23 protein-coding genes and 2 tRNA genes are annotated in these 23,104 nt (G+C 60.5%); 9 read left to right on the top strand and 16 right to left on the bottom strand.

The window, feature by feature from the left end:
* Positions 1-23: 23 nt before the first annotated feature.
* Entirely contained in the window at positions 24-377 is a 354-nt protein-coding gene (locus NIM86_RS05900; protein ID WP_253379956.1) for a septal ring lytic transglycosylase RlpA family protein, read from the bottom strand.
* 436 nt (positions 378-813) lie between these two features.
* On the opposite strand from NIM86_RS05900, the gene NIM86_RS05905 reads away from it, so the two are divergent.
* Positions 814-1,446 (top strand): methyl-accepting chemotaxis protein, encoded by a 633-nt coding sequence (locus tag NIM86_RS05905; protein ID WP_253379958.1) that lies wholly within the window; start codon positions 814-816, stop codon positions 1,444-1,446.
* Positions 1,447-1,512: 66 nt separating this feature from the next.
* Here NIM86_RS05905 and NIM86_RS05910 read toward each other — a convergent pair.
* From NIM86_RS05910 to NIM86_RS05940, 7 genes are all read right to left on the bottom strand, one after another.
* Positions 1,513-1,599, bottom strand: a tRNA-Leu gene (locus tag NIM86_RS05910).
* A 120-nt stretch (positions 1,600-1,719) separates the two neighbouring features.
* Positions 1,720-2,343 (bottom strand): 2,3-bisphosphoglycerate-dependent phosphoglycerate mutase, encoded by a 624-nt coding sequence (locus NIM86_RS05915; protein ID WP_253379960.1) that lies wholly within the window; start codon positions 2,341-2,343, stop codon positions 1,720-1,722.
* 51 nt (positions 2,344-2,394) lie between these two features.
* Complete coding sequence (dapB, locus tag NIM86_RS05920; protein ID WP_253380751.1) at positions 2,395-3,198, bottom strand: 4-hydroxy-tetrahydrodipicolinate reductase; 804 nt, start codon at positions 3,196-3,198, stop codon at positions 2,395-2,397.
* Between the two features lie 19 nt (positions 3,199-3,217).
* Complete coding sequence (locus tag NIM86_RS05925) at positions 3,218-5,020, bottom strand: ABC transporter ATP-binding protein (RefSeq protein ID WP_253379962.1); 1,803 nt, start codon at positions 5,018-5,020, stop codon at positions 3,218-3,220.
* A gap of 108 nt (positions 5,021-5,128) precedes the next feature.
* The gene (gene mepA, locus NIM86_RS05930; protein WP_253379964.1) at positions 5,129-6,097 is read right to left on the bottom strand and encodes a penicillin-insensitive murein endopeptidase; all 969 of its coding nucleotides are present in this window, start codon (positions 6,095-6,097) and stop codon (positions 5,129-5,131) included.
* A gap of 105 nt (positions 6,098-6,202) precedes the next feature.
* On the bottom strand, positions 6,203-7,126 hold the full coding sequence (locus NIM86_RS05935; RefSeq protein WP_253379966.1) for a pirin family protein: 924 nt from the start codon (positions 7,124-7,126) through the stop codon (positions 6,203-6,205).
* A gap of 117 nt (positions 7,127-7,243) precedes the next feature.
* Positions 7,244-8,626, bottom strand: coding sequence for a hypothetical protein (locus tag NIM86_RS05940; protein WP_253379968.1), 1,383 nt, complete (start codon positions 8,624-8,626; stop codon positions 7,244-7,246).
* A 154-nt stretch (positions 8,627-8,780) separates the two neighbouring features.
* Here NIM86_RS05940 and NIM86_RS05945 point away from each other — a divergent pair, with 154 nt between their 5' ends.
* The gene (locus NIM86_RS05945) at positions 8,781-9,062 is read left to right on the top strand and encodes a hypothetical protein (RefSeq protein WP_253379970.1); all 282 of its coding nucleotides are present in this window, start codon (positions 8,781-8,783) and stop codon (positions 9,060-9,062) included.
* 34 nt (positions 9,063-9,096) lie between these two features.
* On the opposite strand, the gene coaBC is transcribed toward NIM86_RS05945, so the two are convergent.
* Positions 9,097-10,539 (bottom strand): bifunctional phosphopantothenoylcysteine decarboxylase/phosphopantothenate--cysteine ligase CoaBC, encoded by a 1,443-nt coding sequence (coaBC, locus tag NIM86_RS05950; RefSeq protein WP_253379972.1) that lies wholly within the window; start codon positions 10,537-10,539, stop codon positions 9,097-9,099.
* 76 nt (positions 10,540-10,615) lie between these two features.
* Between coaBC and NIM86_RS05955 the strand changes: the two genes are divergently transcribed.
* Positions 10,616-11,026 carry a hypothetical protein gene (locus tag NIM86_RS05955; protein ID WP_253379974.1) on the top strand — a complete coding sequence of 137 codons (411 nt, stop codon included), beginning with the start codon at positions 10,616-10,618 and terminating at the stop codon, positions 11,024-11,026.
* A gap of 25 nt (positions 11,027-11,051) precedes the next feature.
* Here the strand turns inward: NIM86_RS05955 and ubiB are convergent, their stop codons facing one another.
* Together ubiB and ubiE are read right to left on the bottom strand one after the other, a co-directional pair.
* Entirely contained in the window at positions 11,052-12,629 is a 1,578-nt protein-coding gene (gene ubiB / locus NIM86_RS05960) for a 2-polyprenylphenol 6-hydroxylase (RefSeq protein WP_253379976.1), read from the bottom strand.
* 45 nt (positions 12,630-12,674) lie between these two features.
* On the bottom strand, positions 12,675-13,451 hold the full coding sequence (gene ubiE, locus NIM86_RS05965; RefSeq protein WP_253379978.1) for a bifunctional demethylmenaquinone methyltransferase/2-methoxy-6-polyprenyl-1,4-benzoquinol methylase UbiE: 777 nt from the start codon (positions 13,449-13,451) through the stop codon (positions 12,675-12,677).
* Positions 13,452-13,635: 184 nt separating this feature from the next.
* On the opposite strand from ubiE, the gene NIM86_RS05970 reads away from it, so the two are divergent.
* On the top strand, positions 13,636-14,190 hold the full coding sequence (locus NIM86_RS05970; RefSeq protein ID WP_253379980.1) for a TIGR02281 family clan AA aspartic protease: 555 nt from the start codon (positions 13,636-13,638) through the stop codon (positions 14,188-14,190).
* Here the strand turns inward: NIM86_RS05970 and NIM86_RS05975 are convergent.
* Entirely contained in the window at positions 14,181-15,002 is an 822-nt protein-coding gene (locus NIM86_RS05975; protein ID WP_253379982.1) for a purine-nucleoside phosphorylase, read from the bottom strand. The genes NIM86_RS05970 and NIM86_RS05975 overlap by 10 nt on opposite strands.
* Positions 15,003-15,153: 151 nt before the next feature.
* Between NIM86_RS05975 and NIM86_RS05980 the strand changes: the two genes are divergently transcribed.
* A complete protein-coding gene (locus tag NIM86_RS05980) occupies positions 15,154-15,627 on the top strand; it encodes a thioesterase family protein (RefSeq protein ID WP_253379984.1) in 474 nt (157 codons plus the stop codon).
* The gene (locus NIM86_RS05985) at positions 15,624-15,830 is read left to right on the top strand and encodes a SlyX family protein (RefSeq protein ID WP_253379986.1); all 207 of its coding nucleotides are present in this window, start codon (positions 15,624-15,626) and stop codon (positions 15,828-15,830) included. Before NIM86_RS05980 ends, NIM86_RS05985 begins: the two co-directional genes overlap by 4 nt.
* A gap of 18 nt (positions 15,831-15,848) precedes the next feature.
* On the opposite strand, the gene msrA is transcribed toward NIM86_RS05985, so the two are convergent.
* Complete coding sequence (msrA, locus tag NIM86_RS05990; RefSeq protein ID WP_253379988.1) at positions 15,849-16,535, bottom strand: peptide-methionine (S)-S-oxide reductase MsrA; 687 nt, start codon at positions 16,533-16,535, stop codon at positions 15,849-15,851.
* A gap of 37 nt (positions 16,536-16,572) precedes the next feature.
* Positions 16,573-16,890, bottom strand: a complete 318-nt coding sequence (locus NIM86_RS05995; RefSeq protein ID WP_253379990.1) for a hypothetical protein — start codon at positions 16,888-16,890, stop codon at positions 16,573-16,575.
* 224 nt (positions 16,891-17,114) lie between these two features.
* On the opposite strand from NIM86_RS05995, the gene NIM86_RS06000 reads away from it, so the two are divergent.
* Positions 17,115-17,204: transfer RNA gene (locus NIM86_RS06000), tRNA-Ser, on the top strand.
* An 84-nt stretch (positions 17,205-17,288) separates the two neighbouring features.
* Here NIM86_RS06000 and NIM86_RS06005 read toward each other — a convergent pair.
* Positions 17,289-18,251 carry an OmpA family protein gene (locus NIM86_RS06005; protein ID WP_253379992.1) on the bottom strand — a complete coding sequence of 321 codons (963 nt, stop codon included), beginning with the start codon at positions 18,249-18,251 and terminating at the stop codon, positions 17,289-17,291.
* A gap of 402 nt (positions 18,252-18,653) precedes the next feature.
* On the opposite strand from NIM86_RS06005, the gene NIM86_RS06010 reads away from it, so the two are divergent.
* Positions 18,654-19,943 carry a DEAD/DEAH box helicase gene (locus NIM86_RS06010; protein WP_253379994.1) on the top strand — a complete coding sequence of 430 codons (1,290 nt, stop codon included), beginning with the start codon at positions 18,654-18,656 and terminating at the stop codon, positions 19,941-19,943.
* A gap of 77 nt (positions 19,944-20,020) precedes the next feature.
* Here NIM86_RS06010 and NIM86_RS06015 read toward each other — a convergent pair whose 3' ends face one another.
* Complete coding sequence (locus NIM86_RS06015; protein WP_253379996.1) at positions 20,021-21,436, bottom strand: short-chain fatty acyl-CoA regulator family protein; 1,416 nt, start codon at positions 21,434-21,436, stop codon at positions 20,021-20,023.
* 115 nt (positions 21,437-21,551) lie between these two features.
* Between NIM86_RS06015 and NIM86_RS06020 the strand changes: the two genes are divergently transcribed.
* A complete protein-coding gene (locus tag NIM86_RS06020; protein WP_253379998.1) occupies positions 21,552-23,084 on the top strand; it encodes an acyl-CoA carboxylase subunit beta in 1,533 nt (510 codons plus the stop codon).
* The last annotated feature ends 20 nt before the right edge of the window (positions 23,085-23,104 follow it).

Here is a 23,104-nt window from a genome sequence, read left to right on the forward strand (position 1 = left end):
TCTAGAAAATGAGTACGCGCCAATCAGGCTTTGCTGTAGCAGACAGACGTATGACCGGAGCGGATGAAGCCGAGCTTGGAAGCGGCGCCCTTGGAGAGGTCCAGAACCCGGCCATGCGCGTAAGGCCCGCGGTCATTGATCCTGACAACGATGGAACGCCCGTTGCGCTTGTTGGTTACGCGAACCTTCGTGCCAAGCGGCAGGGTCTTGTGCGCCGCGGTCATGGCGTTTTGATTGAACCGCTCGCCGGAGGCGGTCTTCTTGCCGTGAAAGCCCGGTCCGTACCAGGAGGCTTTACCACAGCTAGCGGAGGCGGGCGCAGCGAAAGAGAGCGCAAGAACGGCGGCGGCCGCAGCGGCGTAGATCGTCTTCTTCACAATAATCCCTCATTGTCGTCTGGGAGGACGTACAGACGCAAAGAGCATAACGCGACAGCCACATCCCGAGGCCCCTGATCGCATACGCTTCAAAGCGCGGTTAACGATTGCGCTTTTCCAAACCGGATCGGGCGAGAATGTGATGGTTCCACGACGATTACGGGGTCATTTAGAGGCGGCGATTCCATGCATGACTGGGAGGGTTTACCGCGCTATCAATCTCGGCATCCGCGCCAATGACGCCGTTTTGTGCAGCTGCACTCGACGCGCGCATTACGGCATTAAAATTAGCCATCAACCGCCATTTATCCTATTAAATTTGTTCTGTTTTCCTGGCTTTCGTAACCTAACGTTAGAATAATTCGCCCGATGTTGCTGTGCAGCGATTTTAAAATATCGCCACATGATTTTACGAGATCAATCGGGACTATCGACAATGCAGGCCGACTTGAGCGCGATGATCAATTCGTCGGGAAAAATGCGCATGCTATCCCATCGCATGGCGATGGCGGCCCTATTGTCACAGAATGAATCGGGCGATGCGAACGCGGCCCTGTCGCGTTATCATGAAGCTCTGGAGGAATTTTGCGATATTTACCAGACGATCCGTGGATCGGGCGATGCATCGCGCCTGCTGCTCGAGAACGGGGTGCTCGACGCCAGAACGACCGGCTGCATCGACCGCTTCATCGCGGAAGCCAAAAGCCTCGGCAAGGTGCTACCCAAACATGCGACCGTTTCACGGCTCGGCTCATTTTCAGACTTTGTCGCCGATGATCTGCTCGCCTGTCTCAACACGCTCACCCAACGAGTAGGCGAAACGTTGAACGCCGAAATCGCCTATCACGCAGAGCAGGAACAGGCAGGGCGCCAGGCTCTGCTTGAGGCCGCCCGCTCGATCGGCACCGTAGCGCGTCAAGTCCAGCTCATTTCGCTGAATGCTTCTATCGAAGCCGCTCGCGCCGGGGATGCCGGTCTCGGCTTCAGCGTGATCGCCAAGGAAATCCGTGATCTGAGCGAACAGGCAAAGATGCGCAGCGAAGACCTGTTGGCTCATTTGCCTGCTTAGGATTCTGCGAAAATCTCCAAGCAGCCTCGCCTAAGCAAACAAAAACCCCGCCGAAGCGGGGTTTGTTGGTGCCCAGGAGAGGACTCGAACCTCCACACCCTTGCGAGTACCAGCACCTGAAGCTGGCGCGTCTACCAATTCCGCCACCTGGGCAATGCCTTCTGGTCGTGCGCATCTAGACGGCAGCCGATGCAGTGTCAACGGCCAGCGCACCACTTTCGAAACGAAGCGCCGCCCGAAACGAATGATCGACAGCGCGGGCCTTCCAAGGGCTTATTCCGATGCCAGGGTTTCGCTCTTGGTGACGAGCGTGTCCGCGCCCAATTCGTAGACGAGCGGCACACCCGTCGCGATCTCGAACCCGACGATCTCGTCCCTGTTCAGGCGGTTCAGCACCATGCAGATGGAGCGAAGCGAATTGCCATGAGCAGCCACAATAACATTCTTGCCCGCCATCACCTCCGGCAGAATGTCGGTCACGAAATAGGGAAGCGTACGGGCCAGCGTATCTTTCAGGCTTTCGCCGCCGGGAGGCGGTACGTCATAACTCCGCCGCCAGATGTGAACCTGCTCTTCGCCCCATTTGGCGCGCGCATCGTCCTTGTTCAGGCCAGCCAAATCGCCATAGTCGCGTTCGTTGAGCGCCAAATCCTTGCGCGTCTCCAGATCGGTTTGACCCAACTCGTTCAAAATAAGTGTCAAGGTGCGCTGCGCCCGAGATAGCTCCGAGGTGAAAGCCAGATCGAAAGCCAGCCCTTTCTCTTTTAGCGCAACACCGGCAGCCTTGGCCTCGGCGACGCCCTTGTCGGTCAGGTCCGGGTCCTTCCAGCCGGTGAAGAGGTTCTTGAGATTCCATTCGCTCTGGCCGTGGCGAACGAGAACGAGAGTGCCGGGCATGGTCGGTTTCCTTGGTCTGGTCGTGAATTTGAAATGAAGTGCCGCCGTGTCTTACGATCTGATCCCCAGAACGTCGATCATGGAATAGAAACCGGGCGCGCGGCCATGCGCCCAAAGCGCCGCAGTGACCGCGCCGCGGGCGAAAATGGCTCTGTCTTCGGCATGGTGCGACAGAGTGATCCTCTCGCCCACGCCAGCCATGATGACGGAATGGTCGCCGACGACAGAGCCGCCGCGCAGCGTGGCGAAACCGATCGCGCCGTCGGGTCGGGCGCCGGTCTGGCCGTCGCGGCTGCGTACCGCATTGGCGGCGAGCGCAAGACCGCGCCCCTCAGCAGCGGCCTCACCGAGAAGCAGCGCCGTGCCGGAGGGTGCGTCGACCTTATGCTTATGATGCATTTCCAGCACTTCGATGTCGAAGCTTTCGGGTAACGCCCTGGCGGCCTGACGCACCAATTCCGCCAACAGATTGACGCCAAGGCTCATATTGCCGCTCTTGACGATGACGGCGCGTTCGGCGGCGGTCTTGAGCGCATCCTCGTGAGACGTTTCGAAGCCGGTCGTGCCGATCACATGAACGCGGCCCTCCTGTGCCAGCGCCTCGGCGAAACCGACTGTCGCGTCAGGCGCGGTAAAATCCAGCAAGCCGTCGGCCTTCGCGATGGCCTCATCGAGATCGTCGCTGACCGGAACATCATTCCTGCCGAGACCGGCCCGCTCTCCGGAATCAGCGCCGATTGCGGCGGCGCCTTCCCGTTCAAAAGCAGCGACTAGCACCACATCGTCCCGTTCTGCGATTGCACGGATAAGCGCTGCGCCCATTCGTCCGCCAGCGCCGGCCACGGCCAGCTTCATCGGTTCCAAGCCTGTTCTCCTATTCCGCGGCGTCGCTGGCCAGATCGAGGGATGGCCCCTCACGCATCTGCCGATAACGGCGATAGAGACCATCCGGCAAGGCCATCAGTTCGGCGTGGGCGCCCTGTTCGACGACTTCGCCGTTCTCCATCACAGCAATTCGATCGGCATTCTGCACGGTGGAAAGGCGATGCGCCACGACAATGGTGGTGCGTCCTTTCATGACCCGCTCAAGGGCGTCCTGCACCCGCTTTTCCGATTCATTGTCGAGCGCGCTGGTCGCTTCGTCCAGCAGCAAAATCGGCGCGTCACGGACAATAGCCCGTGCTATGGAAAGACGCTGGCGCTGCCCGCCGGAGAGCGAAGTGCCGTTTTCGCCGAGCGGTGTGTCGTAGCCCTCGGCGAGGCCCTGAATGAATTCGTCGGCATTCGCCAGGCGCGCGGCTTCGCGCACTTCTTCATCGGTCGCATCGGGCCGGCCATTGCGAATATTGTCGGCAACCGATCCTTCGAACAGATAGGGATGCTGGCTGACATAGGCGACCGATCCGCGCAGCGAGGCTTTCGTCACTTCGGCAATGTTCTGTCCATCGATAAGAATGCGTCCCGCATCCAGATCGAAAAAGCGCAAAAGAAGGGTGATGAGGGTGGATTTACCGGCGCCTGAACGGCCGATGATCGCAACGGTCTTGCCGGCCGGGATGTCGAGCGTCAGACCCCTCAGGACCGGCCGCTCCGGATCGTAACCGAACCAGACATTGTCGAAACCGATCTGCCCATCGTGAACGGTCAGACCGACGCTGCCGGCCGTGTCTCTCTGTGCTGGCGGAAGATCGAGAAGCTCATAGACCATACGTGCATTGACGATGGCTTTTTCCAGGGTGATCTGGCTCTTGGCTAGCTTCTTTGCCGGCTCGTAGGCGAGCAGCATGGCAGCGATGAAGGACGCCATCGAGCCGGGCGGGACGCCTGCGGAAATCGAACGGCTTGCCGTGAACCAGACCGCGACCGCAATTGCCGCACCGATGATGAGATCGGTGATGGGAGAAGCGCGTTCGCTGATGCGCGTCACCTTATTAGACTGCCGTTCGACCTTATCATTCAATTGGCCGAACTGATCCTTCAGCCGCGGCTCCATCGTGAACGCCTTGACGACGGCAATGCCCTGAACCGTTTCCTGGATCGTGCCGAACAGGCTGGAAACGGTTCCGACATTGCGACGCACCTCTTTGCGAAGCCGCCGCATCAGCCGGTTCAGCAGGAAGAACAGAACGGGCCCGACGAGAAGCACCACGACCGTCAGGCCCGGCTCCTGATAAACCATCACCCCAATGAGCCCGATAAGCGTGATCAGATCGCGCGACACCGTGACGAGCGCCGTATTCAGAACCGACCGAATGCCATTGATGTTTGTGTTGATCCGCGCAGTCAGCGTCCCCGAACGATCCGACATATGAAACCGCATGTCGAGCGCGAGAAGATGGGCGAATATCCGCTTCTGATAGCGCGCCACGACATTGTTGCCGACGCGCGCCAGCAGGATCGCCTGGAAATAACCGGCAAGAGAACGCACGGCGAAGGCCAGAAAAATACCAGCCGCAATGACAGGAATGAGTGCCGTGTTCTCGCGCACGAAAATCTCGTCGACCACATCCTTGACGATGAACGCGAGGAAGGCAGTCGCACCAGAGGCGAGGGCCAGGCAAAAGCCCGCCAGAAGATAGGTCCGCAGATGATGCCGGAAGTTCTCGGCGAAGATTCGTTTCAATACGGCCAGACTGGCCGCTTCGCCGGGACCGCTATCTGGTCGCTTCGCCTGCATGTGTTTGCGCTGCGCTTTCCTGTCAGGCCCTGTCGATGCGGGCGCTTCTAACGCCTGCGAATGAATTTGACCATAGGAAGCCAAGCCGATCGGCGGGCGGCCTTACACCTACCGATCGGGCCGGCGTTTTGGCAATGGCGGTATCGGCATCGCCAACGCGGCAGCCGTGGTTGCGGAGAAGATGGCATCGCCCGGCGATTTTGGCTGAGCCGCGAGAACCGCGCGGCAGGCCTTCGGCAGAGCGGCCATCGTCATGACATCGCGCGCCTTTGGCTTCGGCTTCACGCCGGGTTTCGGCGGCAGCCAGGGCTGTCTGGTAAACCACCACCCCATCGCCTCGCCGCAGCCATCGCCACGGCCCGTGCCTTTTTGCGGCCTGCATTGCGGAGAGCCGGGCTGGCAGCGCAAGCGAACATGGAAATGATAGTTGTGCCCCCAGAAGGGCCGTACCTTGTTCAGCCAAGCGCGGTCGCGCCCGGCCGTCTCGCACAGCTTCTTCTTGATCGAGGGGTGGACCAGGATGCGCTGCACTTCCGGATAGGAGGCCGCGCGCTTGATCACCGCCGCCTGTCCCGCCGTCCAAACCTTGTCGTTGATGGGTCGCGGTTCCCTGGCGCCCACCACCAGCATATCGGTGGCCGAGAGGTTTTCGCGTTCGTCTCGTGTGAGGCGGCGGTCCGGCATCGGCGTCAGCCAGATATCGGCGTCGAGACCGACCTGGTGCGACGCGTGGCCCGTCAACATCGGCCCACCGCGCGGTTGGGAAATGTCGCCGACAAGAAGACCCGGCCATCCGTCCTTCGCGGCATCGCGAGAGAGTTTCTGCAGAAGTCCAATCATTGCCGGATGACCCCACCGGCGGTTGCGGCTCGGGCGCATCACCTGCCAGTTCGGTCCATCCAGCGAAAGACCCACGCCGCCGGCAAAACAGCCCTTGGAATAGAAGCCATAGGTAGCCGGTGACATGTCGGCCGGCAGATCTTCCGCACCAAAAAGGTTCTTGGCGAGAGAGGCGGCCGAGACCGGCTGCGCCAGAAATGCGAGAGCGGCCAACACGCCGAAAAACAGTCTGATCATGCGGCCGCTCCGTGCCCTGGCGTCCGATTCGATAAGAGACAATAGCATGGCCCGACGGTCTAGGAGAGCCGTCGGGCGAGATCATGACCTATTCGCGAAATAAGATCAGGACAGGCCCGCCGCCCCTTCGCGGATGAAATTGCCGGAACGCAGATCCTGCATCGCCTGCATGATCTCCTCACGCGTGTTCATGACGATCGGTCCGTGCCAGGCGACAGGCTCCTGAATCGGCTTGCCGGTAACGAGCAGAAAGCGGACACCTTCCTCGCCTGCCTGCACAACGATTTCATCGCCCTTATCGAACACGACGAGCGTCCGGTCGCCGCTCATGTCGCGCAGATGGATCTCTTCGCCGTCGACCTCCTTTTCAACCAGAACACCAAAGGGTTTGCTGGCGTCGCGAAAGGTCGCCGAGCCTTGAAAAATATAGGCAAAGGCGGAGCGGTAGGTGTCGATAGGCAGCACCTTTCTCACACCGGGCGGAACGGAGATGTCGAGATATTGCGGATCGGCGGCGATACCGTCGACCGGACCGCGCTTGCCCCAGAAGGAACCGCAGACCACACGCACCGCCGTTCCGTCATCGTCGATCTCGACGGGAATATCGGCGCTGGTGATGTCCTGATAGCGCGGCGTCGTCATCTTCTGGTTGCGCGGCAGGTTCGCCCATAGCTGGAAACCGTGCATTTTCCCGGCGGCGTCGCCCTTCGGCATTTCCTGATGCATGATGCCGGAGCCGGCGGTCATCCATTGGACATCGCCCGCTCCGAGGCTGCCATTATTGCCGAGGCTGTCGGCGTGATCGACCGTCCCCGCCAGAACATAGGTGATGGTCTCGATGCCACGATGCGGATGCCATGGAAATCCGGCCGAATACAGCCTCGGATCGTCATTCCTGAAATCGTCCATCATCAGAAACGGATCGGTCAGCGAAGGATCGCCGAAACCGAAGACGCGTTCCAGCTGAACGCCGGCGCCTTCCATATGGGTCTTTGTGCCGGACATGGTCTTTACGGGTCGAATGGACATGGCGCGGTTCTCCCTGCGCAGATGGCGTTGCGCCGTCATTTGGGATCGGCAACAGGGTGCAGCAATGCCGCTTCTGTTGACGAACTGTTCGCATCAGCGCCGTCGGAGAGAACTGCTTCAGCGAAGTAGGAACGATAATATGACAAGCGACAGTGTCAGGACAGCGAGCGCAATAAGGAACACCATACCGTTCCAGCTCGTGCCGACCCGCGCCGCTGTGATGTGGCCCATTTTGGCGATCAGCATCGTCGTCGCTGTAAAGGGCGATGTCAGCCCGGTTAAGGCCCAGCCGGAAACGATGGCCAGCACCATCAGCGCCGGCGGAATACCGAGCTGCTCCGGCGCTGGCAGAAGCGGTGCGAAGAGTGCAACGGAAAGAATCGGGTTCATGCCGAGCTGACCGGCGAGCGGCACGAACAGCATGATCGCGAAAAGAAGGATCGGCAACGGCACCGCCGACAGATCGATTCCCATTGCAGCGATCCACGGCTTGGCCAAGACGCCGCCGACAGCGCCGATAAAGCCCGCCATGATGAGCAGCACCAGTTCGGAGCGGTAGGCTGGCAGATCGCGCACAATGAGATTGTTTATCTCATCACGCATTTCCGAACTTCCGGCGCCGCTACCTCCAAATGCCTCGATTGCGAGCCAGCCCAATGCAACAGCCGGCACGAAAACCATGACGATGGCGGCCATGCGCAGCCCGGTCAGAACCTCGATCAGCCCGACGCCGCCAAATATGATGAGCAGAAGCATGAGAAGCGGCAGCAGATCGGCAACGCCACCTTCAGCGGTTCTCGCCGGCGGACGCGGGCCATTGAGTTTGGGTTTGATGAGTGTGTCATGCGCCCAGCCTATCGTCGTGAATATCGCCATATGGAAGATGGCGAGCGGGACGGCGGCCGCCCAGCTTGCACCCGGTATGATCCCCGTCGTGATGACCATCGAGAAGGCGAGAGGCGACCAGAAGATCGAAGCGCAGAAGCCACGCTGAATAGCTACCAGCATCCGCCTGCTGCGAATGGCTGCGACATGCGGATCGGTTTCTTCCGATACCATCCGCTCGACCATGGCGCCGAGAAGCTGGATCGCGCCGTAATTGAGAATGAGCGAGAAAAGGTGGCCGCCGGTGGTCAGCGCCAGATAACGTTTTCCTGGCGGTCGGCTGGCGAGATAGCGGCCGCAACGGTGGATGGCTGGCGAATGAGCGGCGGGAATACGCAGCGTCGCCAGCGCGACGAAGAAGGCGCAGATGAAATTGGCCTGCACCACGCCCCGCGCCAGAACCGCCGGCCAATCTCCGCGCAACATTATGGCGACGATAGCGAGCGTTGCGCCGATGGCGACGAAGGCCAGCCGCGTCCATGCCAATTTCGGCAGACTGAGCGCCAGATAGATCAGCACCGATCCACCTGCGATCAGTGCTGCAGACTCAAACCCGGTCCACTCGTATAGAGCCGCAAAAGCCGTAGCGAGGATGAGGAGACAGCCGATAAACACTCAGTGGGTCCGGTTGGGGCAAGGCATGACCGCTTCTAGCCACAATGACGGGTGGAAGGAAAGCTGCCTCTGCAGGAACAGAGTCCCCGCGCCGGGCGTTCGGCCTGTTCAACCGACACAAATTTCAGTCCAACTCATTTTCAGGAGTATCATCATGGCTGCCGAACATCCCTATGCCGCAGACAACGACTCGCAAGAGGACATGATCATCAATCCGCTTGGCGTTGCCGCCAGCGATGATCTGTCGATCGAAGAGAAACTCGACAAGCTGGTGGCCATGAAACAGGCTGTCGGCCAGCGAGGATCGGACGGCACGCTCGATCCGGGCCTCGTCGCCCGTCAGATGCAGGATATCGACGCCGCGATGGCGCGTGTCCAGAGCCAGTCCGACCCGGTCGATGGCAGTAAGGAAGGCGGCCGCCGACCCGAAAGCTGAGCTTGGGAGAGCCAGGCGTATTTTGCTGCTGCCTTCAGTCGGGCAGCAGATCGGCAATGGTGAGGACAAGGCGTTCCGCAACTTCGTCCTTGCCCATTTCCGGCCAGCTCTCAACGCCGTTCGCAGTGGCCAGCGCGACGCGGTTCCGGGTTCCGCCCATCACGCCGCCCGGCCCGCCAATGCCGCTCTCATGGCTGACATCATTGGCGACGATCAGATCGGCACCCTTCCGTATTCGCTTATCTTCCGCATAAACTTCCACGTTCGTCGTTTCGGCGGCAAAGCCCACAATGAGGGCCGGTCGCATATTTTCGTGGTGGGCGATGGAGGCCAGTATATCCGGGTTTTCCGTCAGTTTCAGTTTGGTCAGCCCGCCTTCGGTTTTTTTGGTTTTCTGTTCGGCGATCCGGCTGGCGCGATAATCGGCGACAGCGGCCACGAAGATGGCGACATCGGCAGGCAGCGCTTCCTCGACAGCCGCCTTCATCTCCAGCGCTGTCTGCACACGCACCACCTCCACCCCTTGCGGATCAGCGAGCGTGACGGGTCCCGAAACCAGCGTGACTTTCGCGCCGGCTCGCGCGCAAGCGCCGGCAATCGCATGGCCTTGGCGGCCTGACGAGCGATTGGCGATATAGCGCACAGGGTCGATAGGCTCGTGGGTTGGACCGGAGGTGACGACGATATGCTTGCCGGCCAGAGGTTTGTCGGTGACGAGCGGCGAGAACATATGCGCCGCCTCTTCAGCGATTGCGAGCGGTTCAGCCATGCGACCGAGGCCCGCCTCGCCGGTTTCGGCCATCTCGCCGATGTCCGGCCCAATGAAGGAGTGGCCATCCTCTTTCAGTGTCGCCACGTTGCGCTGCGTCGCCGGATGCGACCACATGGCCGGATTCATGGCCGGCGCGATCAGAATGGGAGCGCGTATCGCCAACAGCACCGCGCCGGCCAGATCGTCGCCAATTCCCTGAACCATCTTCGCCATGCGATCCGCCGTCGCCGGTGCCACGATCACGAGATCCGCCGAGCGGGCCAGTCTGATGTGACCGACGTCGATTTCAGACTGCCTGTCCCAAAGATCGGTATAGCAATGACCGCCCGACAGCGCCGCAGCCGCCATCGGCGTGACGAATTGCTGGGCCGCTTCTGTGAGGATCACGCGAACCGCCGCGTCCCGCTCGCGAAGACGGCGGATCAGGTCGAGCGATTTATAGGCCGCGATTCCGCCACTGATGATGAGCAGGACGGTTTTGCCGGTCAGGGCCGTTCCGCCCTCCATCGCTCCACTTCGTCCGAAAACAGGTAGCGACGTGTCGATCTCCGCTGAGGCGCCGGCATCCGAATTGTCATCCCTGGAAGCCAGATCGCGCAAGACCGTCCGAAGCTCCTCCTCCACCGACCGGCCATTGCCGGCGGCCCTCACCCGGATCGCCTGTTTGACGTCGTCTTCTATATTTCGGATCGTTATGCTCGCCATGATCGCTCCTTGGGCTGAACAAGCGATAAAGCGAGCGTGCAATCAGTGCAATCATCTCTAAACGAGGAGGTTAACGATGAAGGTTCTCACCAGCTTGATGCTTGGCGTTGGCATCGCGCTTTTTACGGGCGGCTCTGCCGCGTGGGCGAGCGGTGAAATCACCTGCTATGGCATTGAGGACGAGGCGGTGCGGGTCTCACTCGGTTTTGGAACCCTGCCGGTTCTCAGCGTCATCTCCGCTCGCATCGAGACGCCCGACGGCGTTTATCAATTGCGGGGTGGGGGCGAGACGACCGAGATCAGGTTTGGCGATGGCGCCTTTCTCAAGGACGGCCTCATTGCCCGTTTCACGGACGACATCATCAATGACGTCATGGCGGAACTGCGGGTCGTCAATATGGAAGAAGGACGCGCCTTCGCTTCGGTCGGTCTGGTTCGTCTTCCGGCAGAAGGCGCTGTGTATGGGCTGACCTGCGAGGGTCCGTGATGCCGTCGGCGGCTGCGAAAGAGACTCAGCTGAGCTGAATAGCGATCCAGACCGCCGATGCGGCGACGATCCAAAGCGCCACGCGTCCCCAGCGCGTATGCCCCGCCTCCGCCTTTCCTATCGCCTCGGCCGTCCGAGAATCGAAGCGTAGGCCGTTCTCCATCATCGCGTCCATTTCTCGCGAAAGATCCTCGGCGCGGGCGGCGAGGACCGGCGCCTGGCGCAGCAGGCCGAGTGCGGCGTCCATTCCGCTTCGCGCATCGGTCAAGACGGCCTGCGGACCGAGTTGCTTGGTCAAATATTCGCGAACGACCGGTTCGGCCGCCTGCCACATATTGAAATGGGGATCGAGCGTGCGGGCGACGCCTTCGACAGTCACCATCGTCTTCTGCAGCATGATGAGTTGCGGCTGCGTTTCCATGTCGAAGAGCTCCGTCACCTCGAACAGCAAGGTGAGGAGCTTGGCCATCGAAATGGTTTCGGCGCTCTGGCCGTGGATCGGCTCGCCAATCGCGCGGATGGCCTGAGCGAAGCTCGCCGGATCGTGCTGCTTGGGCACATAGCCCGCTTCAAAATGGACATCGGCGACGCGGCGATAATCGCGTGTGATAAAACCATAGAGAATATCGGCGAGGAACCGTCGTTCTCGAAGGCCAAGCCGGCCGGAAATGCCCAGATCGACGGCGACGATTGTGCCGTCCGGTTCGACGAACAGATTGCCCGGATGCATATCGGCGTGAAAAAAGCCGTCTCGCATCGCATGGCGCAGAAACGACTGGATCAGACAGGTCGCCAGTGCCGACATGTCGAGGCCGCTTTCACGCAAGGCGGCCACGTTCGACATCTTGATACCGTCGATCCACTCCATCGTGACGACATCGCGGCCTGTTCGTTCCCAATCGACGGCGGGAGTCCGGAAACCGGGATCGTCGAGAGTGTTCTCCGCAAGTTCCGACAGTGCGGCCGCTTCCAGCCGCAAATCCATCTCGATGCGAGTGGTTTGCGCCAGTGTTCGGGCGATTTCGACCGGTCGGAGGCGTCTTGTTGCCGGGACGAGACGCTCCTGCATTCTTGCGGCCAGGAAGAAGCTTTCCAGATCGTTGAAGAAGCGGCGGCGGACACCCGGCCGGATCACTTTCACCGCGACCTTGTGGCGGCGATCGTCAGGCCCGAGAATGACTGCCGGATGAACCTGGGCGATGGATGCCGCCGCCACCGGTTCGTGCAGATCGACGAAAATATCCTGGCATGGCCGGCCGATCGACTCCTCGATCGCCAAGCGGGCATCGGCAATCGGGAATGTCTCCATCCTGTCGTGAAGGACGGAGAGATCCCCGGCAAGTTCCGCACCCACAATGTCGGGGCGGGTGGCGAGAAACTGGCCGAGCTTCACGTATGAGGGGCCTAGACGTTCGATGGCACGGCCAATGCGCGTCGCCCTGTCCCTGCTTCGGGCGCGTGGGCGAGCCAGCCAACGACCGATCCGCCAGACAAAGCGGGGCATGCCATCCAACTGATCGCCCGGCAGCGCAGCGACCACGCCTTCGCGCGCGAAGATCCACCCCGCCCGCATCAGCCTGAATTGCGCGCCAATCGCCGTCACGCGGCCAACTCCTCTGCCATGACGCGGCCTCTTAGATTCAAGACTCTAGATCTTCCAGCCGGAATGGCAGGCCGCAATCCCGCCAGAGTAATCGCGCCAGGTGACCCGCTCGAAACCGGCCTTCTCGATCATCGCGGCGAACTCGCTCTGCCGTGGAAATTTACGGATGCTTTCGACCAGATACTGATAGGGTTCGGCATCGCCTGTCACCATTCTGCCAATCTGCGGGATAGCGCGGAAGGACCATTGTTCATAGACGGTCTCCAGCAAAGGCATATCGACCTCCGAGAACTCCAGGCAAAGGAACCGCCCTCCCGGTTTCAGCACGCGATAGGCCTCGGAAAGAGCGCGGTAGATATGCGGCACATTGCGAATGCCGAAAGCAATTGTGTAGGCGTCGAACGTATCGTCGTCGAAAGGCAGCGTCTCGGCATTGGCCTCAACGAATGTCAGACGGTCCAAGAGCCCAGCTTTTCCAGCCCGCTCCGCGCCGACATCGAGCATGGAACCGTTGATGTCCAGAACGGTCACATGAGCGTTGTTGCGCGAGGCATCAACGATGCGAAAGGCGATGTCCCCTGTTCCGCCCGCCACATCCAGTGACGACCAGCCCGGCCGCTTACCGGGTTGCAGCCAGGCCACCATCGCGTTTTTCCACGCCCGGTGCATGCCCATGCTCATCAGATCGTTCATCAGGTCGTAGCGGCGGGCGACATTGTGAAAGACCGTATCGACCTTGGCCTGCTTCTCGTCTTCGCCAACTTTCTGAAACCCGTAGGAGGTTTCCATGCCGCCGGCGGCGGTGGTGCGGTCTGTCGACATGATGTCCTTCCCGAAGGGCTTTCTTCGCTGGTCGCCTGGCTGGCGCATAACAGATCGGGTGCGGCAAGGCGAGATCGGTCAGGCAAGCACTGCCGATATATGGTACTGGATCGAAAGGTTTAACCGTCGCTGAAGACCTGTCGGGTAAAAAGAGGCCCTCGCCGCTCAGTCTCCGGGTTCTATTATGCTGTTTCGGATGATCCTTCCCATCGCCGTACTTGCTCTCGCCATCGCCTATGCGGGGCCGCAGATCATCGAGCAACAGCTCGACAGGATAGCCTCAGAGAAGAACCCGCGCCCTTCGAATGAATCGGTCGCTTCGGTCTCATCGATCGAAACGGCATCGCCCAAACCGGTTCTCGATGGGTGGGATCGCCGTCACGTCATGACTGAAGATGCCAGCGGACATTTCCGTGGCACCTTCGTGCTGAACGGCAAATCGTTCCAGGCGATGGTCGACACCGGCGCGACCCATGTCGCCATCAACCAGTCCATGGCCCGGCAGATCGGACTGCATCTCATTCCCGCCGATTTCACCCACGAGGTGCAGACCGCAAACGGTCCGGCGAGAGTCGCGATAAGCGAGTTGCATAGCGTTCAGATCGGTCCGATCCGGCGCGAGAACGTTTCCGTCATCGTGACGCCCGATGAGGCGCTCTCGACGCCGCTTATCGGGATGAGTTTTTTGAAACAGCTCAAATTCGAGATCGCCAAGGGACGCCTCTCTTTTCAGGGCTGAAAGAAACCAGACCTCCACCCTATATCGGCTACAGCCTGGCGCATGATCGCGGAAAGGCGTGCGCTACCCTGCCTTGCAACACGCTGGGTCTGCTCGTGAGAGAGCGGTTCAGTCTGCATTCCCGCGCCCAGATTGGTAATCATCGACACCGCGCCGACGCGCAGCCCGTAAAATCGCGCCAGTATCACTTCCGGCACGGTCGACATGCCGACCGCATCGGCGCCGAGATGCCGCGCCATGCGAATTTCTGCCGGGGTTTCGAAGGACGGACCGCTAAACCAGCAGTAGACGCCTTTGTGGATCGGTTCGCCAACCTTCGCAGCTGCCGCCGCGATCGTCCGGCTCAGTTCAGGATCGTATGCATGCGACATGTCGATGAACCCGTCGCCGCCGGCTCGGCCTATCAGCGGATTCGGACCGAGGGCGATATGATCCTCGATCAGCATGACGCTCGCCGGCCCCATGGTTTCGTGGACCGAACCGGCGGCGTTTGTCAGCAGCAATGTCTCGATTCCGAGACCGGCAAGCGATTCAAGGGCGCCTGCCATCGCCGCCGGATTGCCGCTTTCGTAATAATGCGAGCGGCCTGCCAGCATAATGACGGAACGGCCGGCAAATTCTCCGGCTACGACCTCACCGGCATGGCCGGGAACAGTAGAAACCGGAAAATCTGGCAGATCGGCATAAGGAATGCGGATCGCATCGCCGACTTCCGAGGCCAGTGGACCGAGCCCGGAGCCGAGAACCATGGCCAAGGCCGGCGTTCGCCCCTCGAGACGCTCGATCAATATATCCACCGTCCGTTTCGCCATAGCCCGCTTCCTTCTGCTTTCGTTACAGTTTGCGGCGTTCCGTCGCCGCTGCAAGCGCGATCTCCGCGACAAACTCGACAGTCCACCGTTCGGCTGCCAAATTCGCGCACGAATCGAGCCGCGATCACCGATGGGAAAAGGAATTGCTTCGATGAGCCACGGCGATACACCCAATGCAGCAGGCCGTGCTCGACAAGGCAGGCGGGCTGACTACCGCGTATTTCGTAAACTCACGACGCGCTGGTCGGATAATGACGTCTATGGCCATATGAACAATGTCGTCCATTACGCGCTGTTCGATACGGCGGTAAATGGCTGGCTGATAGATGAAAAGGTTCTGGACCCGTTGCACGGAAAGAATGTCGGCCTCGTCGTCGAAACTGGCTGCCGCTATTTCGCCGAGCTTGCTTTTCCCGATGCGGTAACGGCGGGCATTCGGGTGGCGCGGCTCGGCACCTCGTCCGTGCGCTACGAAGTGGGACTGTTTCGTTCGGATGCCGAAGAACCGGCGGCTGAGGGCCATTTCGTCCATGTTTACGTGGACCGATTGACCCGCCGCCCGACACCGCTATCCGATGAAATTCGGGCTTTGCTGCAGACCGCACTTGCGGAAGGATCGTCATGAGCGAAGACGAAACCATCGCCGACCTGCAAAGCCGCATTGCGGAGCTGGAGCGCGAACTCGAAACACTGAACGGGGTCGTGACAGATCAGGCCAAGACCATTGCAGCCATGGAGAAACGCATGGCGACGCTGATCGAGCGATTTCTGGCGGTAGAGGAGCAGGCTGGCGGCGACGTGCCGATCGACAAACCGCCGCACTGGTAGGCTCTTGGAAGTACGTTTTTATTGCGCGGCGTTCTGGTCTGCTGCGACACCGGTCGGTGACGGACAGGCGATGCCCGTTCCGGCAAGGCCGCAATAGCCATTGGGCACCTTCTGCAAATATTGCTGATGGTCGGCTTCCGCGTAGAAGAATTCCGGCGCTTCTTTAATCTCCGTGGTGATCTTTCCTTTTCGGCCTGCACCATCCAGCGCGGCCTGATAGTCGTCACGGCTTTTAAGCGCCGCCTCGTGCTGCGCGTCGGATGTGGTGTAGATCGCCGAACGGTATGTCGTGCCGATATCGTTGCCCTGCCGCATGCCCTGGGTCGGATCGTGCTCTTCCCAAAACAGTTTCAGCAATTCAGCGTAAGAGATCTCGGCCGGATCGAAGACCACTTTGACGATCTCGGCATGTCCGGTCTGGCCGGTCGTCGTCTCGTGGTAAGTCGGATTGGGCGTATAGCCGCCGGCATAGCCGACCGCGGTGGAAACGACGCCGGGCGTTTTCCAGAACAGCCGCTCAGCGCCCCAGAAACAACCCATGCCAAAATAGGCGATTTCGGCGCCAGACTCGAACGGACCCTTCAGGGGCGTGCCGAACACTGCGTGGCTCTCCGCCGTCTTCATCGGCTCGGCGCGTCCGCGCAGCGCGTTGGCCGGCTCCGGCATATCGGTTTTCTTCTTCAGCATATCGGACAGAAAGAACATCGCTCGCCTCCCGGAAAAATCGGCACGCGCCTTGGCATCAGACCGGAGCGGCAAAGCCGCGTTCGCGTCGGCGCTTGTGACCGATCATATAGGCAAGCAGTGCAAGAATTGCGAAGAGCACCGCACCGGGCACGGATAACATCATCGAAACCAGCCACCAGAGCGACTCATCGACGCCCTCCAGGCTTTCGCGCAGGCCGAGCGTCATGCGCGGCAAGGCGGCCTGCATCGAATCGATAAGCGGCGTCATCACAAAGGCCGAGACCGCCACCGAACGGCTGATGTCGATCACCGCCAGAATGATGGCGACAGCCAGAAAAATGAGTGACAGGGCACGAAAAATGAAACGGATCATGGCAGAGCGAGTACGGGCTTCTCTTCAGTGGCAGGTCACATCCATAAGACGGCTGGATGGTGCCGTCCATGGCGCAACCGCGATTTGCATCGGGATCGCCGGCCGAAGTGAAAAGCGGCTGCAAATAGGCCCTTGCCCTCACGGCGGTTCTGGCTATAGTCCGCGCCGCCTGAGAAGGCATCCGATCCGCCCTGCGAATTTCGATTCAGGCCGGTCGATTCCCCGGTGAGGTGGCCGAGTGGTTGAAGGCGCACGCCTGGAACGCGTGTATACGGGAAACCGTATCGAGGGTTCGAATCCCTCTCTCACCGCCACTTAAAATCCTGTCTGCCGGATTTACACCCGATGAGGCTGGTCAATCGCCAGCCCCTTTCTTGATGGCCGTCTCACGAGCAGCACTATTCTTCCAGACGTTCGACAAGCTCGACCCGCCGGTTGAGTTGGCGGCCCGCTTCATTTTCGTTCGACGCCAAGGGCGCTAACGGCCCGACCCCGCCGGACTGCAGCCGGCTGGCGTCGATGCCATACTGATCGATCAGCGCCTTGACGATTGACGCCGACCGGTCGGACGACAGCGTCATGTTCATCTCGAAACCACCCGTATCGTCGGTATGGCCGACGATATAAAAGCCTCCGTCGCGCGATTTCAGCACTTCGGCGATCACCTCCAGCGAGGCGGCGGACGACGGTCGGATGATCGCGCTGCCGGTATCGAACTGAACGCCGTAGAGGATCGCCTTGCCGGCCTCCTCGATTTCAGAGGTCAGGCCCTCCGCACTGATCGAGACCGTATCCTCGGCCATAGCAGCGGCGGTGGCCTCCTCCATCATGTAGACGCGGGCCTGACTGCTCATAATCAGCGTGAAGACCGTATCCTCGCCGTCCTTGGAGCGCTTCGCCGAGATGTAGTGAGCAGGAAAGATATCGACTTTCTGCACCATAAGGCCGGCGTTGCGCTTCGGATTGTCGATGCGCGGATAGCCGCGCCCTCCGAGGCGATTGGTCTTGAACACCGCCTGGAGCGCTTTCTGCTCGGGCGAAAATTGCGGCAAGTCGGCATTGGCCATGATCTCGAAGCCAGCCGCGTTCAACGCATTTTCGAAACTGCGCTGGATTTCGAGCGGCGCTTTTCCTTCCGGCCATTTGAGAACGCCGACACGGAGCGTCCCCTCGATCGCATCCGTTTCCGTTTCGCCATCTTCGATCTTGCTGAGATAGGTCAGCCGGTCGAACTCCACGGCATGCTGGGCGATGTATTCCGAACCGGCGAAAGGCTGAACCACCGTCGCCTCCTGGGCCATGGCAGGCCCGGCCATGAAAACGGCCGCCGCAAGGACGAGATGACGCATTGAAAGGGGCATGATCGGTATTCCATTCCTGAACTCAATTGAACGAACCGGCGCAGATCGTGTCAGCAATGGCCGGAAGCAGCAAAACAAATTTTGGTGAGCAGCTTTGAAGCCGCTGTGGCGAAAACGATGGCGCCGCTCCCGATGAGCGCTTGACTTCCACCTTGCGAAAGCGCATTTGAGCCCCGTACCGCGCTGCCGCGTGAGCAAGCCGCGCCATGATTTCTTGTTAGGCGCACCGGTACATTCCCCAGATCCCCATCACGCAGGGTTCTTACGGTCGGGCCGCACCGCACAGGATTCCCTTGCGACTGCCGAGGCCTCGCCGCACCCTCGTGTGCCGTGAATGATCGCGGCGCATTACACCGGATTCGCATCGTGCCTTGGGCCAATGCGATCCGTAAAGGATATGATTTGACTGATTTTATTTCTCTCGGTCTCGCTCCCGCGCTGACCAAGACCTTACAACGCAGCGGTTTCAATACGCCGACGCCAATTCAGAGCCAGGCCATTCCGCTGGCGCTGGAGGACCATGATATTATGGGCCTTGCCCAGACCGGCACCGGCAAGACGCTGGCTTTCGGCCTGCCCCTGATGGACAAACTGCTGCGCATCCACGGCAAGCCGGAAAGCAAGTCCGTGCGCGCCCTCATCCTTGCGCCGACCCGCGAACTGGTGAACCAGATCGCCGACAGCCTTCGCAGCTTCACCCAATCGACGCCGATCAAGGTGAATACGGTAGTCGGCGGCCAGTCGATCGGCAGGCAGATCGGCATGTTAAACCGCGGCAGCGATATCCTTGTCGCCACGCCCGGCCGCCTCATCGACCTGATGGAGCGAAATGCCGTCCGCCTCGAAACCGTTCGATTCCTCGTGCTCGACGAAGCCGACCAGATGCTCGATCTCGGTTTCATCCACGCCTTGCGCAAGATCGCAGCAAAGCTCGGCCAGCCGCGCCAAACCATGCTGTTCTCGGCCACCATGCCCAAGCAAATGGAGGAGATCAGCCGCGCCTATCTCACCGATCCAAAGCGTGTGCAGGTCGCCGCATCGGGCAAAGCGGCCGACAAGGTCACGCAGAGTGTGCATTTCCTGGATAAAAGAGAAAAACCAGCGGCGCTCCGCCAAATTCTCTCCGCCGATCTGGATGCTTCAACCATCGTGTTCGCGCGCACCAAACACGGCGCGGAAAAGCTGATGAAGCAGCTCGTCAAGGACGGCTATAATGCCGCTTCGATCCATGGCAACAAGAGCCAGAGCCAGCGCGACCGCGCGATCAAGGCGTTCAAAGCCGGCGAGACGAATGTTCTGGTGGCGACCGATGTCGCCGCGCGCGGCATCGATATTCCCGACGTCGCCTATGTGATCAATTACGAACTGCCTGATACGCCAGAGAACTACGTTCACCGGATCGGTCGCACGGCCCGCGCAGGGCGCGAGGGCGAAGCCATTGCCTTCTGCTCGTCAGACGAGATCGGTCAGCTTCGCCAGATCGAAAAGGTAATGAAGACGGCGATCCCGCTGGCCGATGGTTCGGCCCCGGAGCCGGCTCCGACCTCCAGCAAGCCTGCCGGTCGTGGTGGTCCGAAGAGAAGTGGCAAGCCGCGTCACCGTGGTGAGCGCAAACCGCGTTCGGAGCAGCAGCAGCGTCCGCCGAACCGCAAGCCACGCCGGACACGGCGCAAACGTGCTGTCGCCGCCTGACTTCAAGAGGACCGGACGCGAACGATTTCCGCCGGTCCTTCTTTTTTCGCTTCTTGCTTGGCGGGGCGGGATCAGCCCTAGAAGCTGTAAGGCAGACGTCCGCGATGGTTGGGCTCAACCGTAAGCGGCCGCTTAAGCGGCGGCACGGCCCGCTGATGGCAGTCGATCCGCTCGCAGATGCGACATGAAATGCCGATCGGCTCGAAGGCTGTATCGCGCGCCAGATCCAGATCGTCGGCGTAAACGAGCCGGCTCGCGTGCTCGATTTCACAACCCAGCGACAGCGCGTAGGTTTGCACCGGGGCGTGGAACCCCGCGGAGGGCTTCGTGACAACAGTGGCAAGACAGAGATAGCGGCGGCCATCCGGCGTTTCGGCCTGCTGGCGTAGAATGCTATTGGGCGCTTCGAAGGCGCGATGGACATTCCAAAGCGGACAGGCCGAGCCGAAGCGCGCGAATTGCAGCTTGGTCGCGCTATGGCGCTTGGTGATATTGCCCGCCCGGTCGACCCGCGCGAAGAAGAACGGGATCCCCTGTTCGCCCGGTCGCTGCATGGTTGAGAGACGATGAGCAACCTGCTCGATGCTCGCCCCGAACCGCTCCGCCAGAAGATCGAGATCGTGCCTTAATTCCCGCGCGGCCTCGAGGAAGCGTCTATAGGGCAGAAGCGCCGCCCCCGCGAAATAATTGGCAAGACCAATCCGGCAGACGGCGGCCGCATCCTCTGAATGGAAGTCTGCGCGCTCGGCGACGGCATCGATCATGTCGCGGCATTCGATGAGGCCGATCTGGTGGGCGATCTGAAAAGCATTCGTCGCCGCGCCGGAACGCGAATTGAGCCGCAGAACCCGTGTCTTCTCGTCGTAATGGCGCAGCGTTCCGCCGACCGCCGCCCCTGTTTCGATGACGATCCGGATGCCGCATCGCCGCTCGGCATAGTCGGTCAACGGCGTTAGCTGGCCGCCTCCGCCTGTGCCGAGTTTTTCCGCTAACGCCTCGCCCGCCCGATCCAGTTCCTCGATGTAGTTGTCGATATAGTGGAAGTAATCGCGAACCTCCTCATAAGGCGTCGGCTCGACCAGAACGCCGCTTCGCTCGATGGTATCGTCAAGCGCTGCAAGACGCTCGCCTGACTGGCGCAGCGAGCGGTGAAGCGACAGAACGGCGAGCGCGACCGCCGGTGTATTCTGAACGACGAGCTGGATATCCTGCGGAGCGGGTTGCTGGCCACCGAATGCCGGGTCCGCGAATGCTTCCGCAAGATCAGCCAAAAGACGGTCTTCGTCGCCGCCGGCGAAATCGCGCATCTCAACCGAGAATTTGTCAGCGAGCGCCAGCAGGACGGGCGCGGTGATATGACGCTGATTGTTCTCAAGCTGATTGAGGTAGCTTGTCGATATGCCGAGCCGAGCCGCGAAGGCTGCTTGCGTAAGCTTATGGTGCTGGCGCACGGCACGAATTTTCCGACCGACAAAAATCTTCTTGTCACGCATATTTGCAAATTCGCATTTTGCTATTTGCAAAATTTATATTTTTACAATGTCGCAGTTTCAAGCCTTTATCGGTTTCGATCTAAAGCGTAGGCCATAGAGAAGCGGGGAGACTTCTATGCTCGAAATTATCGAACAGCTCGAACAGCGCCGTGAAGAAGCACGGCTCGGCGGGGGGCAAAAACGCATCGACGCCCAGCATGGCAAGGGCAAACTGACCGCGCGCGAACGGCTGGATGTGCTTCTCGATGAAGGGTCCTTCGAGGAATACGACACCTTCAAGACGCATCGCTGCACCGATTTCGGCATGGAGACGCAGCAATATCCCGGTGACGGCGTCGTCACCGGCTGGGGTACGATCAGCGGCCGGCCCGTCTATGTTTTCTCGCAGGACTTCACCGTCTTCGGCGGCTCTCTCTCCGAAACCCATGCCGAGAAGATCTGTAAGGTGATGGATCTGGCCGTGCAGAACGGCGTGCCGATCATCGGCCTCAATGATTCAGGCGGCGCGCGCATTCAGGAGGGCGTCGCTTCGCTCGGCGGCTATGCCGAAGTGTTCTGGCGAAACGTGCAGGCGTCTGGCGTTATCCCGCAAATCTCCGTCATCATGGGGCCATGCGCCGGCGGCGCTGTCTATTCGCCGGCCATGACCGACTTCATCTATATGGTCGAGGATTCATCCTACATGTTCGTCACCGGCCCGGATGTGGTGAAAACGGTGACCAACGAGATCGTGACCGCGGAAGAGCTTGGCGGCGCATCGACGCACACGAAGAAGAGTTCGGTCGCCGATGGCGCGTTCGAGAACGATGTCGAAGCGCTGATGGAAATCCGCCGTTTGTTCGACTTTCTGCCGCAGAGCCAGCGCGAGAAGCCGCCCGTCTATGCGACTGAGGACGATCCGCAGCGCCTCGAAATGAGCCTCGACACGCTGGTGCCGGACAATGCCAACAAGCCTTACGATATGGGCGAAGTGATCCGGAAGGTTGCTGATGAGGGCGAATTCTTCGAAATCCAGAAAAACCATGCCGGCAACATTCTGATCGGCTTCATCCGGCTCAATGGCTCGACGGTCGGCGTCGTCGCCAACCAGCCCATGGTGCTCGCAGGCGTGCTGGATATCGACAGCGCCAAGAAGGCGGGCCGCTTCGTCCGCTTCTGCGATGCCTTCAACATTCCGATCCTGACCTTTGTCGACGTGCCCGGTTTCCTGCCCGGTACCGCGCAGGAATATGGCGGCATCATCAAGCATGGCGCGAAGCTCCTCTTCGCCTATGCTGAAGCGACCGTGCCGAAGGTGACGGTCATTACCCGTAAAGCCTATGGCGGCGCCTATGACGTGATGGCGTCAAAGCACATCCGCGCTGACGTGAACTATGCCTGGCCGACGGCACAGATCGCGGTGATGGGCGCCAAGGGCGCGACCGAAATCCTCTACCGCTCCGAGCTCGGCGATCCGGAAAAGATCGCGGCGCGGACCAAGGAATATGAGGACCGCTTCGCCAACCCGTTCATCGCGGCGCAGCGCGGCTTCATCGACGAGGTGATCATGCCGCACTCGACCCGCCGCCGCGTGATCCGAGCACTGGAGATTTTGAAGACGAAGCAGGTCGAAGGTCCGGCCAAGAAGCACGACAATATCCCGCTGTAATGGGTGGATCAACGACCCCC

It is taken from the genome of Notoacmeibacter sp. MSK16QG-6, from assembly GCF_024158145.1.
Taxonomy (GTDB): Bacteria; Pseudomonadota; Alphaproteobacteria; order Rhizobiales; family Rhizobiaceae; genus Notoacmeibacter.